General features: G+C 72.6%; 15 protein-coding genes and 1 tRNA gene. 7 read left to right on the forward strand and 9 right to left on the reverse strand.

What is annotated here, in order from left to right; genetic code table 11:
- Positions 1 to 79: 79 nt before the first annotated feature.
- Both BLW14_RS14165 and BLW14_RS14170 read right to left on the reverse strand, forming a co-directional pair.
- Positions 80 to 694, reverse strand: a complete 615-nt coding sequence (locus BLW14_RS14165; protein WP_093707661.1) for an ankyrin repeat domain-containing protein — start codon at positions 692 to 694, stop codon at positions 80 to 82.
- Between the two features lie 51 nt (positions 695 to 745).
- Positions 746 to 1,294: a GlcG/HbpS family heme-binding protein gene (locus BLW14_RS14170; protein ID WP_093707663.1), complete on the reverse strand. Its 549-nt coding sequence runs from the start codon at positions 1,292 to 1,294 to the stop codon at positions 746 to 748.
- A 252-nt stretch (positions 1,295 to 1,546) separates the two neighbouring features.
- Between BLW14_RS14170 and BLW14_RS14175 the strand changes: the two genes are divergently transcribed.
- From BLW14_RS14175 to BLW14_RS14185, 3 genes are read left to right on the forward strand one after another with little or no spacing between them, the layout of a single operon-like run.
- The gene (locus tag BLW14_RS14175) at positions 1,547 to 2,788 is read left to right on the forward strand and encodes a sensor histidine kinase (protein ID WP_093707665.1); all 1,242 of its coding nucleotides are present in this window, start codon (positions 1,547 to 1,549) and stop codon (positions 2,786 to 2,788) included.
- Positions 2,785 to 3,426 carry a response regulator gene (locus BLW14_RS14180; RefSeq protein WP_093707666.1) on the forward strand — a complete coding sequence of 214 codons (642 nt, stop codon included), beginning with the start codon at positions 2,785 to 2,787 and terminating at the stop codon, positions 3,424 to 3,426. Before BLW14_RS14175 ends, BLW14_RS14180 begins: the two co-directional genes overlap by 4 nt.
- A gap of 33 nt (positions 3,427 to 3,459) precedes the next feature.
- Positions 3,460 to 3,957, forward strand: coding sequence for a hypothetical protein (locus BLW14_RS14185; protein ID WP_018519626.1), 498 nt, complete (start codon positions 3,460 to 3,462; stop codon positions 3,955 to 3,957).
- Positions 3,958 to 3,966: 9 nt separating this feature from the next.
- Here the strand turns inward: BLW14_RS14185 and BLW14_RS14190 are convergent, their stop codons facing one another.
- The 3 genes from BLW14_RS14190 to BLW14_RS14200 all read right to left on the reverse strand — a co-directional run bounded on the left by BLW14_RS14190 (position 3,967) and on the right by BLW14_RS14200 (position 6,148).
- Positions 3,967 to 4,617, reverse strand: a complete 651-nt coding sequence (locus BLW14_RS14190; protein ID WP_093707668.1) for a pentapeptide repeat-containing protein — start codon at positions 4,615 to 4,617, stop codon at positions 3,967 to 3,969.
- Positions 4,618 to 4,698: 81 nt separating this feature from the next.
- Positions 4,699 to 5,175 (reverse strand): GNAT family N-acetyltransferase, encoded by a 477-nt coding sequence (locus BLW14_RS14195; RefSeq protein ID WP_093707670.1) that lies wholly within the window; start codon positions 5,173 to 5,175, stop codon positions 4,699 to 4,701.
- Positions 5,176 to 5,206: 31 nt separating this feature from the next.
- Entirely contained in the window at positions 5,207 to 6,148 is a 942-nt protein-coding gene (locus BLW14_RS14200) for an aminoglycoside phosphotransferase family protein (RefSeq protein ID WP_093710725.1), read from the reverse strand.
- Here BLW14_RS14200 and BLW14_RS14205 point away from each other — a divergent pair.
- On the forward strand, positions 6,147 to 6,812 hold the full coding sequence (locus BLW14_RS14205) for a rhomboid-like protein (RefSeq protein ID WP_093707672.1): 666 nt from the start codon (positions 6,147 to 6,149) through the stop codon (positions 6,810 to 6,812). The two genes, BLW14_RS14200 and BLW14_RS14205, sit on opposite strands and share 2 nt — an antisense overlap.
- A 34-nt stretch (positions 6,813 to 6,846) precedes the next feature.
- Here BLW14_RS14205 and BLW14_RS14210 read toward each other — a convergent pair.
- A tRNA-Thr gene (locus BLW14_RS14210) sits at positions 6,847 to 6,923 on the reverse strand.
- Between the two features lie 180 nt (positions 6,924 to 7,103).
- Here BLW14_RS14210 and BLW14_RS14215 point away from each other — a divergent pair.
- The 3 genes from BLW14_RS14215 (at position 7,104) to BLW14_RS14225 (ending at position 9,637) form a co-directional block, all read left to right on the forward strand.
- Positions 7,104 to 8,240, forward strand: coding sequence for an ABC transporter ATP-binding protein (locus BLW14_RS14215; RefSeq protein ID WP_093707674.1), 1,137 nt, complete (start codon positions 7,104 to 7,106; stop codon positions 8,238 to 8,240).
- Positions 8,241 to 8,448: 208 nt separating this feature from the next.
- On the forward strand, positions 8,449 to 8,880 hold the full coding sequence (locus BLW14_RS14220) for a hypothetical protein (RefSeq protein ID WP_093707676.1): 432 nt from the start codon (positions 8,449 to 8,451) through the stop codon (positions 8,878 to 8,880).
- 46 nt (positions 8,881 to 8,926) lie between these two features.
- A complete protein-coding gene (locus tag BLW14_RS14225; RefSeq protein ID WP_026242614.1) occupies positions 8,927 to 9,637 on the forward strand; it encodes a nucleotidyltransferase family protein in 711 nt (236 codons plus the stop codon).
- A gap of 70 nt (positions 9,638 to 9,707) precedes the next feature.
- Here BLW14_RS14225 and BLW14_RS14230 read toward each other — a convergent pair whose 3' ends face one another.
- The 3 genes from BLW14_RS14230 to cysS form a co-directional block, all read right to left on the reverse strand.
- On the reverse strand, positions 9,708 to 11,330 hold the full coding sequence (locus BLW14_RS14230) for a DoxX family membrane protein (RefSeq protein WP_093707678.1): 1,623 nt from the start codon (positions 11,328 to 11,330) through the stop codon (positions 9,708 to 9,710).
- A gap of 190 nt (positions 11,331 to 11,520) precedes the next feature.
- Positions 11,521 to 12,477 (reverse strand): 23S rRNA (guanosine(2251)-2'-O)-methyltransferase RlmB, encoded by a 957-nt coding sequence (gene rlmB / locus BLW14_RS14235; RefSeq protein WP_018519637.1) that lies wholly within the window; start codon positions 12,475 to 12,477, stop codon positions 11,521 to 11,523.
- Between the two features lie 81 nt (positions 12,478 to 12,558).
- Positions 12,559 to 13,962, reverse strand: a complete 1,404-nt coding sequence (gene cysS / locus BLW14_RS14240) for a cysteine--tRNA ligase (RefSeq protein WP_093707680.1) — start codon at positions 13,960 to 13,962, stop codon at positions 12,559 to 12,561.
- Positions 13,963 to 13,977: the final 15 nt, after the last annotated feature.

Consider the following 13,977-nt stretch of genomic DNA (forward strand, 5'->3'; position numbering starts at 1 on the left):
CGGGCTCCGGGCAGCCTTCGCTCAGCGTCCGGGCTCCGGGCAGCCTTCGCTCAGCGTCCGGGCTCCGGGCGGGGGGCGCTCACCGCGCGCCTCCCTCGCCCGTCGCCGCCCGCAGCAGGCCCGCGATCCGGTCGAACCCGCGCCGCTCCGCGTGCTCCAGCGCCGTCACCCCGTCGCCGTCCGCGAGACCCGGCGTCGCGCCCGCCGTGAGCAGCAGCTCCACGATCTCCTGGTGCGGCCGGCCGCCGTCACCGAGGATCACCGCCTCCAGCAGGGCGGTCCAGCCCAGCCGGTTGACGTGGTCCACGTCGATGTCGGTGGCCCGCAGCAGCTCCCGTACGTACGCCACGTGTCCGCGCTCGCTCGCCGGGATCAGCGCGATCCCGCCGAACCGGTTGCGCAGCTTCAGGTCCGGCCCGGCCGGCAGCAGGACGTGCAGCATCTCCACGCTGCCCGTGACACCGGTGGCCAGCCAGGGGCTCTCCTCGCGCCGGTCCTGCGCGTCCGGGTCCGCGCCCGCCGCGACGAGCAGCCGGGCGGCCCCGACGTGGTCACCGTGGACGGCCAGGAGCAGCGGGGTGCGCAGCTCCTCGTCGCGGGCGTCGACCCGGGCGCCGCCCTCGACCGCGGTCCGCACTCCGTCGGTGTCGCCGGTGCGCGCGGCGTCGAGCAGCTGGTGATCGAGGGCGTTCATGTCCGTCTCCCGGGGTTCGGTCGCGTACGTACTGCTCGGGTCGCGTACGTACTACTTGGCGAGGGCGGCGACGCCGGCCTGCGCGAACTTCTCGTCCAGGTCGCCGCTCGGGGCGCCCGCGACGCCGATGCCCGCCACCGGAGCACCCTTGACCTGCACCGGGGCGCCGCCCGCGAGGAACAGCGTGCCAGGGATGTCCTTCAGGTTCGGGGCCTGGGCGAGGCGCTTGGCCAGCTCGGAGGTCGGGGCGTTCCAGGACACGGCGGTGTACGCCTTCTTCTCGGCCGACTCGTACGCCTGCGGGCCCGAGCCGTCGCCGCGCAGGGTCAGGATCGTGTTGCCGTTGCGGTCGACGACCGAGACGGCGACGCGCTGGTTCTCCTTCTTCGCCGCGTCCAGGGCGGCCTTCGCGGCCTTCGTCGCGGCGTCGAGGGTCAGGTGCGTGGTCTGCTGGAGGTTGCGGTTCGCGGTGTCGGCCTTGACGGTGGTGGCGGCCGGGGTGGAGGCGTTCGCGGACATCGCGCCGAAGGTGCCGGCCCCGAGGGCGGCGGCGACGACGGTACCGGTCAGGACACGGGTGCGCAGCGACATCTTCTTCATCAGGGGCTCCTCAGCGGGGGAAGGTCGGAGGCGGGTCGTTCCCGCGTCCTGTCATCCATCCTTGGCCCGGAACCGGGTCCGGACGGTCGTCGTACCGGCTCGTCCCCGCGCACGGGACGGCTGACGTCCCCATCGGCCGATCGGTTGATGCGCGGGCGTCCGTCCGGGGTGACGATGGAATGTCCACGCAGGTCAGCGGGGTCCCTTCGGGACCGGAGGGGGCTTTCACGGTCCGGAGAGCAGGGGTACGAGGTGGAGCAGCGGTACGAGGACGGGCTACGGCCCGCGCCGGAGCGGGACGCCGACGACGGGGGCACCCGCTCCCTGGCCCTCCTCATGCACGCCGCGTTCTTCCTGCTGCTCGGCGCCTCGCTCGCCCGGTTCCTGCTGCGGCACCCCGGGGAGGCCCGCACCCCGTGGATCATCGGGCTGTCCGTCGCGCTGGCCGCCCTCTACGTCCTCGGGCCGGTCCTCGGCTCCCGGCCGACGCCCCGCAGCCTCCTCTGGCTCGGAGTGCTCGTCGCCGTGTGGATGGTGGTGGTCGTCCTCGCGCCCAGCTTCGCGTGGTGCGCGGTGCCGCTCTTCTACACCGGGCTGCGCATCCTGCCGCCCCGCGCCGCGTACGCCCTCGTCGCCCTGCTCACCCTGTTCGTCGTCGCCGCGCAGCTCCGACTCGCCCAGGGCTTCGACCCGAACCTCGTCCTCGCCCCGCCCGCCGTCGCCGCCGTCGCCACCGCCGTGTTCGTCCACATGCGGCGCCAGGCCGCACGGCAGAGCCGGCTCATCGACGACCTGCTGCGCACCCGCCGCGAACTCGCCGCCACCGAGCGCCGCGAGGGCACCCTCGCCGAACGCCAGCGGCTGTCCATGGAGATCCACGACAGTCTCGCCCAGGGCCTGTCCAGCCAGCAGATGCTCCTCCAGGCCGCCGACCGCACCTGGGACGCCGACCCCGCCGCCGCCCGGCGCCACATCCGTACCGCCGAAGGCATCGCCGAACGCAACCTCGCCGAAGCCCGCCGCTTCGTCCACGACCTGGCCCCCGCCGACCTCGCCGAGGGCGGCGGCCTCGACGCGGCGCTCCACGCCCTCGCCGCCCGCGAGACCGCCGCCGCGCAGGGCAGGCTCACCGTCCGCTGCCACATCGAGGGCGCACCGCACACCGTCCTGCCCGACCGGACCCAGTCCGCCCTGCTCCGCATCGCCCAGGGCGCCCTCGCCAACGTCACCGAGCACGCCGGCGCCACCGAGGCGGCTCTCACCCTGACCCACCTCGACGACCGCACCGTCCTCGACATCGCCGACAACGGGCACGGCTTCACGCCCACCGCCGCCGCGGGCGCCCCCGCCGGGGTCCGCGGCCACGGCCTGCCCGCCATGCGCGCCCGGCTCCACCAGCTCGGCGGCACCCTGACCATCGAATCCGCCCCAGGCGAGGGCACGGTCGTCACCGCCACCGTGCCCGTCGCCCCCACCCACCGGGACCCCGCATGACCGCCGACCGCGCCGCCCACCGCATCCGCGTCCTGCTCTGCGACGACCACGCCGTCGTACGCGCCGGACTCCTCGCCCTCCTCGGCAGCGAGCCCGACATCGAGGTCGTCGGCGAGGCCGGCAGCGGTGAGGAGGCCGTCGCCCTCGCCACCCGGCTCACCCCCGACGTCGTCCTGATGGACCTCCAGCTCGGCACCGGCATCGACGGCGTCGAAGCCACCCGCCGCATCGCGGCCGGCCCCGGCACCCACGTCCTCGTCCTCACCACGTACGACACCGACGCCGACATCACCCGCGCCATCGAGGCCGGCGCCACCGGCTACCTGCTCAAGGCCGAACGCCCCGAGGAGCTCTTCGCCGCGATCCGCTCCGCCGCCCAGGGCCGTACCACGCTCTCCCCGCCCGTCGCCAGCCGCGTCATGGCCCGCATGCGCGCGCCCCGCCCCACCCTCACCGACCGCGAACGCGACATCCTCGGCCAGCTCTCCCAGGGCCTCGGCAACCGCGACATCGCCCGCGCCCTGTTCATCAGCGAGGCCACGGTCAAGACCCACCTCGGCCGCATCTACGACAAGCTCGGCGTGGACACCCGCGCCGGAGCCGTCGCCGTCGCCAAGGAGCAGCGCCTGCTGCCGTAACGGGCGACGCGCCGGGCATGACACCATCGAACCGTGCTCGACATCGGCTACTCCCTCTCCCGCCGCTTCCCGGACCCTCCGCAGACCGACTACCGCCGCGCGGACGTCCGCGCGCTGCGGCACGACCTGTTCTCCGGGGACGTCTACCTCGCGGACACCAAGGCGGACCGCGAAGTGTCCACAGCCTGGGGATGGGTGCCCGTGCTCGACTTCGCCTGGGCGCTGTGCGACATCGTCGAGCAGCTGGACCAGGACCCGCGCGGCAGCCGCTCGCACCGCCGCCAGCAGGCCGAACTCGACTTCACCGAGTCCACCGACCGCATGCTCTTCGAGCGCCGCTTCGGCTGGGTGGACATCGAGGCCGACTGGATGGACCCCGAGGAACCGCCCCTCACCTTCAGCCACTCGCTGCTGCGCCGCGAGGCCCGCGACTTCCTGCACGACCTGATCGCCGACCTCGCCGACATGCACGAGGGCCTGGCCGACAACCCCGCGGTCTGGAGCCTCCAGTCCCGCTTCCCCCGCCTCTGAAGAGCGCGTCTACGCCTCCACCCGCACCCCGATCTGCGCGGCGAACGCCGGAGCCAGCTCCATCAGCTGCACCGGACTGATCACCGCACCCGCCAGCCGCTCCACACCCCGCGCGATGTCCAGCTCCGCGGTCCCCCGCAGATCCACGTCCTCCATCCGCACCGCGCTGAAGTCCGCCCGCTTCAACACGCAGTCGCGGAACTCGACCCGCTTCAGCCGCGCACTCCCGAAATCCGGCTCCGCCAGCACACAGCCCTCGAAGACGACATCCGTCAGCCGGGCCTCCCGCAGATTCAGGTAGTCGATCTTCCCGCCCCGCACCAGCACCCGCTCCAGCACGGCACCGTGCAACTGCACCCCGCCCAGCCGCGCGTCCACCACCTCGACATCCCGCAGCGACGCCTCCGCGAGATCGGTGCCCACGCCCCGTACGCCCGTCAGCACCGAGTCGATGAACCGCGCCCGCATCAGCTCCGCCCGGTCCAGGGCGCACCCCTCCAGCGCGCAGTCCATGAACCGCGCACCCCGCCCCGACGCGTCCGCCAGATCGACGGACGCCCCGAACCTCACCCCGTCGTAATCCCCGTCCGCCTCCAGCCCACCGCCCTCGAACCCGACCAGCGGCGGCAGCCGCACCTCCGGCCGCCGCGCCGCCGCCACACCGCTCTTCCGACCACCACCGCGCACCATGACCCCATCGTGACGCACGCCACTGACAACGCCCGCGGGGACCGCGCGCGATCAGGCCCGGCCCAGCTCAGCCAGCGCCCCGTCCGTCAGCCGGTACACCGTCCACTCGTCCTGCGGACGCGCGCCCAGCGACTCGTAGAAGGCGATCGACGGGGCGTTCCAGTTCAGCACCGACCACTCCAGGCGCTCGTAACCCCGCTCCACACAGATCCGCGCCAGCTCCGTCAGCAGCGCCTTGCCGTGCCCGCCGCCCCGCCGGTCGGGGCGTACGTACAGGTCCTCCAGGTAGATCCCGTGCACCCCGCGCCACGTCGAGAAGTTCAGGAACCACAGCGCGAAGCCGACGGCCTCGCCGGTCTCGTCCGACTCCGCGATGTGCGCGAACGCGGCCGGCCGCTCGCCGAACAGGGCGTCCCGCAACTGCTCCTCGGTCGCACGCACCTCGTGGAGCGCCTTCTCGTAATCGGCCAGCTCGCACACCATGGCGTGGATGACGGGGACATCGGCGGGGGTAGCGGTACGAATCATGGGGGCAGCGTAAACAGCGCCCCGCCGCCCCCTACCCCCGGCCCAGCAGCGCCCGCGCGATCTCCGCCTGCTCCGGCCCCAGCCGCCGCGCCCCGCCCTCCACCGACCAGCACGCGTTCTGGAGCACCCGCCCCAGCGTCCACGCCACCGCCCGCCCCCGGTCCAGGCCCAGCACCCCGGTCAGCACATCGAACCGCGCCCCCACCGCGTCCGCGTCGAACCGGTTCACCAGAGCGGGCAGCAGCTCGAACCCCGGGTCCCCCACCAGCGGCTTCGGATCGATGGCCACCCACCGGCCACCGCCCTCCACCGCCAGCACGTTCCCGAAGTGCAGGTCCCAGTGCAGCAACCGGTCCCCCGGCTCCCCCGCCACCTCACGCACCGCCGCCGCACAGTCCCGTACGAGCCCCCGCTCCCCCTCGTCCGCCAGCGCCGCCACAACGTCCGGCGCACCGGCCAGCATCCGCGCGGCCGCCTCCCCCAGGCCCCGCAACCCGGCGTCCGGCCCCGGCCGCACCGCCGTCAGCCCGGCCAGCAGCTCCCCGGTCACCCGCACCGCCGCACCCGCGTCCGCCACGCCCTCCAGCGAACGGCCCGCGTCCAGTCGCTCCAGCAGCATCGTCCCGGTCGCCGGATCGTGCTCCAGCAACCGCACCGCCCCCGCTCCCGCCTCGCCCCAGCACCGCAGCGCGACCGGTTCGCCCGCCGTCTCCTCGTCCACCGGCTGCAACTTCAGCACCGCCGGGCACCCGTCCCCCACCCGCACCACCGGCAGCACCAGCGCGCACACCCCGTACATCGCCGCGCCGTCCCGCCGCAGCCCCCACCGCTCCAGGAACTCCGCCGCCAGCCCCGGCAACGCGGCCACGAACGCCCGCCCCGCCTCCCCGTTGTATGCGGACTGAGTAGCGATGAGCGCATCCGGAATGTCGATCACGCCACCGATCGTAGGAGCGTGCGTCAATCGGGCCATGCCCACCGGCCACCCCGCCCCGCCCGCACGGCCCCGCCCCACCCCCGCCACGTGGCTCCGCGCCACCGGCTCCTGGATCCGCAGCGCACCCGGCACCCACCTCTGGCTGACCGCCCTCTTCGTGACCACGGTCATCGTCCACCAGATGTCACCGGCCTTCGAGGAGGAGTTCCTCCGCCAGCGCTCCACCAACATCCACGAGCTGTCCCAGAACCCGGTGCGCGTCCTGATCAGCAGCGCCTTCTGGATCGACGGCGGCCAGTGGCTCCCCTACGCGGTCCTCTACACCGTCTTCCACGCCCCCGCCGAGCGCCGCCTCGGCACCCCGCGCTGGCTCGCCGTCGCCGCCACCGCCCACGTACTCGCCACCCTCGTCAGCGAGTCCGTCCTCGCCTGGGCCATCAACCACGGCCACGCGCCGCAGTCCGCCGTCAACACCCTCGACGTGGGCGTCAGCTACGCCCTCGCCGGCGTGGTCGCGGTCCTCACCTACTACGTCCCCCGCCCCTGGCGCCCCGCCTACCTCTTCGCGGTCCTGGTGATCTACACGGTCCCCCTGGTCACCAACCCGACCTTCACCGACATCGGCCACCTCACGGCGGCCCTGATCGGCCTGGGGTGCTACCCGCTGACGCGGCGCGGGGCACAGGCACGCGAGGCATGAAAAAACCAGGCCGGCGGAGCGCCGGCCTGGTGGGTGGAGCCCCCTGTCGGATTCGAACCGACGACCTACGCATTACAAGTGCGTTGCTCTGGCCAGCTGAGCTAAGGAGGCGTGCCGGAGCAGTCTAACCAACCCGGCACCCCGCACCGTGCAGAAATTTCACAGCCGGTGAACTACTGACAGATCCGAAACCGCCAGGTAGCGTCCTTGCAGGTTCACTCGCATGGACCAGACCACTCCCTTACCACGGATCGTCCGGCACGTACCTGCCGGTGGAGGAGAAGCATCAGCATGGCCAGTGTCACGTTCGACAAGGCGTCCCGCGTCTACCCCGGCTCCACGAAGCCCGCGGTCGACCAGCTCGAGATCGACATCGCGGACGGCGAGTTCCTCGTCCTCGTCGGTCCCTCCGGTTGCGGCAAGTCCACCTCGCTCCGCATGCTCGCGGGTCTCGAGGACGTCAACGGCGGTGCGATCCGCATCGGCGACCGCGACGTCACGCACCTGCCGCCGAAGGACCGGGACATCGCCATGGTGTTCCAGAACTACGCGCTCTACCCGCACATGACCGTCGCGGACAACATGGGCTTCGCGCTCAAGATCGCCGGTGTGAACAAGACCGACATCCGGGCGAAGGTCGAAGAGGCCGCCAAGATGCTGGACCTCACCGACTACCTGGACCGCAAGCCGAAGGCGCTCTCCGGTGGTCAGCGCCAGCGTGTGGCGATGGGCCGCGCGATCGTGCGTGAGCCGCAGGTGTTCCTCATGGACGAGCCGCTCTCGAACCTCGACGCCAAGCTCCGTGTCTCCACCCGTACGCAGATCGCCTCGCTCCAGCGCCGCCTGGGCATCACGACCGTGTACGTCACCCACGACCAGGTCGAGGCCCTCACCATGGGCGACCGCGTCGCGGTCCTCAAGGACGGTCTGCTCCAGCAGGTCGACTCGCCGCGCAACATGTACGACCGCCCGGCGAACCTGTTCGTGGCCGGCTTCATCGGCTCCCCGGCGATGAACCTCGTCGAGGTCCCGATCACCGACGGCGGCGTGAAGTTCGGCAACAGCGTCGTCCCGGTCTCCCGCGAGGCGCTGACCGCCGCCGCGAACCGCGGCGACACGACCGTCACGGTCGGCATCCGCCCCGAGCACTTCGACATCGTCGAGCACGGCGGCGCCGCCGCGAAGACCCTCACCAAGGACTCCTCCGAGGCCCCGGCCGGTCTGGCCGTCTCGGTCAACGTGGTCGAGGAGCTCGGCGCCGACGGCTTCGTCTACGGTGGCGCCGAGGTCGGTGGCGAGCACAAGGACCTGGTCGTCCGCGTCGGCGGCCGCGCCGTCCCGGAGAAGGGCACCAAGCTGCACGTCGTGCCCCGCCCGGACGAGCTGCACGTCTTCGCCACGTCGACCGGTGAGCGCCTCACCGACTGACGTCGCACACGCTGTACGGTGGCCCCGCACGATCTTCGTGCGGGGCCACCGCGTTGTGCGGGGGTTTGAAACGGCGGAGGCGAATTCCCCGGCACAACGGTCATTTCGCTCCGGTTCGTCAACACGCGATTCGAAAAGCACTCTCGAACCATCCCCCGCGAGAGTGACGTAATGTCGCCACGCCATCACCGGCCGCTACGCTCGCTGCGTGACCCACACCGTGCGCCGTATCGGCCGAACTCTCGCTTTCGTACTGCCCGTCGTCATGGTCCTGTCCGGGACCCTCGCGGTGACCGCCGTGCCGTGGGCAGCCGGCGACTCCGACTCGCAGCTGCTCGCCGCGTCGGCCCGCTCCGTCCCCGACGCCAAGGGCGCCGCCAAGGAGGCCAAGGTGCGCGCGCCCGAGGACGTCCTGCGCGACCGGCTCCTCCAGGACCTCCGCGCGAAGGACCCCGGCGTCGCCCTGACGGAGCTCCAGCGCGCCGTCGAGGGGCGCCCGTCGCTCGCCAAGCACTGCATGTCCATCGCGAAGACCCTGGGCAAGGCCGCCGTCGACAAGTACGGCCCGACGCGCGCGCACCGCTTCTCGCGCCCCGTCTGCGACACCTCGTTCGCCTCGGGCGTCGCCCAGTTCAGCTGACCGACGCGACACCCTCCGCTGCCGGGCACGGCTTATCGTGCCTGGCATGCATACGTTTCCGACGCAGGCCGTGATCCTGGCGGGTGGCCAGGGGTCACGGCTGCGCCCGTATACCGATGACCGCCCCAAGCCGATGGTCGAGATCCCGGGCACCGGGACTCCGATCATCGGCCATCAGCTTTCCTGGCTGGCCGCCGAGGGCGTCACGGACGCCGTGGTCTCGTGCGGGCATCTGGCCGAGGTCCTCCAGGAGTGGCTGGCCGACGCCGTGCTGCCGCTGCGCGTGACGACGGTGGTGGAGTCAGAGCCCCTGGGACGCGGGGGCGGGCTGAAGTACGCGGCGGAGCGGCTGCCTGCGCCCGACGAGCCGTGGTACGCGACCAACGGGGACATCTGGACGCGCTTCTCGCTGCGGGAGATGGCGGCGTTCCACGCGGAGCGCGACGCGACAGCGACCCTCGCGCTGGCCCGCCCCCGGATCCCGTGGGGCGCCGTGGAGACGGACGCGTTCGGCCACATCACGGACTTCATCGAGGCGCCGCCGTCGCCGTATCTGATCAACGCGGGCGTGTACGTGTTCTCCCCCGCCTTCACGGGGCTGCTGCCCGACCGGGGCGACCACGAGCGTACGACGTTCCCCCGGCTGGCCCGCGAGCGCCGGCTGGCGGGCTATCCGCTGCCGCACGGAGCGTACTGGCGGGCCATCGACACGGCGAAGGACCTGACGGAGGCCGCCAAGGAGCTGGACGGCCGGTAGGGCGTACGAGAAGGGGCGGGCCCGGAAGGAACAACCTCCGGGCCCGCCCCTTTTCCGTGGGCGCCCCCGGTCAGCCGAGGAGGCCGCCGATCGGGTTGCGGCCGGAGCCGCTGTCGTCGCCGCCGGAGGTGGACCCGGGGTCGGGTTCGGAGCCGCCGGTGGTGGAGCCGCCGCCGGTGCCGGTGGACCCGGAGGAGCTGGGGCCGGAGCTGGTGGCGGGGGGCTGCTGGGGGGTCGTCTGCTGCGGGGGCTGCTGGCCGGTGCCCTGGGTCTGGCTGGGCCGGCCGGTGCTCGCGCCCGCCGACTGGCCCGTCTCGCGGACGCTGTCCGACGAGGGGGTGGAGGCGTTGGCGGACGGGGTGCGCGGGGCGGTGCTGTGCGACGGCGTGGGGCGGTCGCCGGTGGGCGTCTTGGAGGCCTTGCCGCCACGGGACTTGTCGGGGAGCGGGGAGCCGGGGAGCTGGTTGGTGGGGACGCCGTTGGGGCCGGGAACGGTGACGACCCCGGAGGAGCGGACGGCGCCGCCGAGGACGGAGCCGATGAGCAGGGTCAGGCCGACGACGACGCTCGCGACGACGGCACCGCGGCGCAGGACGCGGCGGCGCAGGTCCCAGATCTCGGAGCGCGGGCCGAGCTTGCGCCAGGCCTCCCCGGCGAGCCGTCCGTCGATGGAGTAGACGGGGGCGCCCGCGATGATCAGAGGGCTCCAGGCGGCCAGGTAGATGATGTCGGGCGCGTCGTAGGCGGCGACAGTGCGCCAGCTGACGGTGACCAGGAGGGCGGCGGACAGCAGGGCGCCGACGCTGGCGGCGACGCGCTGCCAGAGCCCGAGGACGGTGAGGACACCGACGACGACCTGGAGGAAGGCGATCGAGAGTCCGGCACCGACCGGGTGCGAGAGCGCGAACTCGCGCAGCGGCTCGGCCAGCGCCCACGGGTGCAGCGAGTTGAGCCACTTGACCATGGAGCCGCGCTCGCCGCCGTCGAAGTAGACGGGGTCGCAGAGCTTGCCCATGCCGGCGTAGATGGAGATGAAGCCGAGGAAGACCCGCATCGGCAGGAGTACGACGCCGAGGTTCATGCGGCGGCCCGGGTAGTACGCGTGGCGCACGTCGTCCGCGCTGTCCCGGCGGCGGCCGCGGATGTCGCTGTCCTCGTCGGTGAGGTCGACGCCGGGCCCGTCGGCGTACGCGTCCCGCTGGTCGTAGCGGTCCGCGTCGTACGGGCCGGGCTCCACCGGGTCGTAGGCGCCGACGGCCCGGCGCATGGGGGGCAGCAGGGGGCCGCCGCCGGAGCGGGGCGCGCCGATGACGGGGGTGGGCTGGGTCTCTTCGAGGGGGAGCTCGTCGAGGCGCGGGATGACCTGGGTACCGGCGCCGCCGCGTCCGTGGTCGAACTCGTAGGAGGCGTACGGCTCGTAGGGGTCGTACGCGGTGTCGGGGCGGCCGGCGGTGGAGTTGCGTACGGCCTGGAGGAGTCCGGTGGCGCCGGGGTCGCCGGGCGCGGACTTGCCGCTCCAGACGACGGGCGCGCGCCTGCCGCGTCCGGCTCCGGCGGCGCTCATGGCGGGGATCCTGGGCGCGCCGGCGGGGGTCACACCGCGCAGCCGTGCGCGCTGGCCGGGGGCGAGCTGCACCCGGAAGCTGGCGTGGTTGACGATGACCTGCGCAGGGTCGCAGTCCACCTTGGTCATGCTCAGGGCGGGTAGTTCGTCGAACCGAGGCGTTCTGGTGTCCACACTCATCTAACCGAGTGATGTGTGATTAGGACACTGCCTCGACCGTGTCGAAGTGTCCGAGACCCGTCAATAGGTGGTGGGGGGTCACGCGGGGGCGCGCGCACGTGCGTTCGCGCCCCCGAGCGGCCCGGCGGGGCCCGGTGGATCAGGCGCGGCGGCGGGCGACCTCGTACATGACGATGCCGGCCGCGACACCGGCGTTGAGGGACTCGGCGCCGCCGGGCATGTTGATGCGGACGCGGTAGTCGCAGGTCTCGCCGACGAGGCGGCCGAGGCCCTTGCCCTCGCTGCCGATGACGATGACGACGGGTCCGGCGAGCGCTTCGAGGTCCTCGACGGTGTGCTCGCCGTCGGCGGCGAGGCCGACGACCGCGATGCCCTCCTTCTTGAAGGCTTCGAGGGAGCGGGTGAGGTTGGTGACCTTGGAGACCGGCGTCCGGGCGGCGGTGCCGGCGGAGGACTTCCAGGCCCCGGCGGTCATGCCGGCCGCGCGGCGCTCGGGGACGACCACGCCGTGGCCGCCGAAGGCGGAGACGGAGCGGACGATCGCGCCGAGGTTGCGGGGGTCGGTGACGCCGTCGAGGGCGACGATGAGCGGGTCCTCGCCGTTGTCGTAGGCGGCTTCGACGAGGTCCTGCGGGTCGGCGTACTCGTAGGGCGGGACCTGGAGGACGAGGCCCTGGTGGTTGAGTCCGCCGGTCATGCGGTCGAGCTCGGGGCGGGGGGCTTCCATCAGGTTGATGTTGCCGCGCTCGCCGGCGAGCTGGAGGGCCTCGCGGACGCGCTCGTCGTTGTCGATGTACTGCTGGACGTAGAGCGTGGTGGCGGGCACGCCGTCGCGCAGGGCCTCGAAGACCGGGTTGCGGCCGACGACCATCTCGGAGGTGCCCTTGACGCCGCCGCGCCGGGGGGCGGGGCGGCGGTTGGCGGCCTGCTTGGCCTTGGCGGTCGCGATGCGGTTCTTCTTGTGCTTCTTGCGCTGCTCGGCGGGCGGGGTGGGGCCCTTGCCTTCGAGGCCCCGGCGTCGCTGGCCACCGCTGCCGACCGTGGCGCCCTTCTTGTTGGACGTGCGGCGGTTCCTGCGCTGGCTGTTCCCGGCCATGACCTACCTGTTTCGTTGCTTCGGTCGTGCGTACGTATAAGTGAAGTGTGCCGCCCGGCGGACCGGGCGGCATGTGGTGGGCTACTGGCGCGGGCCGAGTGTCCACCGTGGGCCGGACGGACTGTCCTCGATGACGAGTCCGGACTGGTTGAGCTGGTCGCGGATGGCGTCGGCGGCGGCCCAGTCCTTGCGCTCGCGGGCGGACTGCCGCTGGTCGAGGACGAGCCGGACGAGCGTGTCGACCACGCCGTGCAGGTCGTCGCCGCGGTCGCTCTCGCCGGCCCAGTGGTCGTCGAGCGGGTCGAGGCCGAGGACACCGAGCATGGCGCGGACCTCGGCGAGGCGCGCGACGGCGGCCTCCTTGTCGTCGGCGGCGAGGGCGGAGTTGCCCTGGCGGACCGTGGTGTGGACGATCGCGAGCGCCTGCGGGACGCCGAGGTCGTCGTCCATGGCTTCGGCGAAGGCGGGCGGCACCTCGGCGGCGGGCGCGACGGTCTCGCCGGCCTTCTCGGTGACGCGCTGGATGAAGCCCTCGATCCGGGCGAACGCGGACTCGGCCTCGCGCAGGGCCTCCTCGCTGTACTCGATCATGGACCGGTAGTGCGGGGTGCCGAGGTAGTAGCGCAGGACGATCGGGCGCCAGGCCTTGACCATCTCGCTGACGAGGACCGAGTTGCCCAGCGACTTCGACATCTTCTCGCCGGCCATGGTGACCCAGCCGTTGTGCACCCAGTACTTCGCGAAGTCGTCGCCGAAGGCCTTGGCCTGGGCGATCTCGTTCTCGTGGTGCGGGAAGATCAGGTCGATGCCGCCGCCGTGGATGTCGAAGGCGGTGCCGAGGTACTTGTGCGCCATGGCGGAGCACTCCAGGTGCCAGCCCGGGCGTCCGCGGCCCCACGGCGTCTCCCAGCTGGGCTCGCCGGGCTTGGACGCCTTCCACATGGCGAAGTCGCGCTGGTCGCGCTTGCCCGTCTCGCCCTCGCCGGACGGCTGGCGCAGGTCGTCGAGCTCCTGGTTGGACAGCTCCAGGTAGCCGGGGAACGAGCGCACGTCGAAGTAGACGTTGCCGTCGGCCGCGTACGCGTGACCGCGCTCGATGAGACCGCGCATCATCTCGATCATCTCGGGGACGTGCCCCGTGGCGCGCGGTTCGTAGGTGGGCGGCAGGCAGCCGAGCGCGTCGTAGCCCGCGTTGAACGCGCGCTCGTTCTCGTAGCCGATCGCCCACCAGGGGCGGCCCTGTTCGGCGGACTTGGTGATGATCTTGTCGTCGATGTCGGTGACGTTCCGGACGAACGTCACGTCGTAGCCGCGGTAGGCGAACCAGCGGCGCATGATGTCGAAGTTCAGTCCGGACCTGATGTGCCCGATGTGCGGAGCGGCCTGGACAGTCGCGCCACAGAGGTAGATCGAGACACAGCCCGCTGCGAGCGGGACGAAGTCACGGATCTGCCGGGCGCTGGTGTCGTACAGGCGAATAGTCACCCCTCAAGGGTAGTG

Origin of the sequence: Streptomyces sp. 2131.1, from assembly GCF_900105515.1 — a bacterium.
GTDB classification, from domain to species: Bacteria; Actinomycetota; Actinomycetes; order Streptomycetales; family Streptomycetaceae; genus Streptomyces; species Streptomyces drozdowiczii.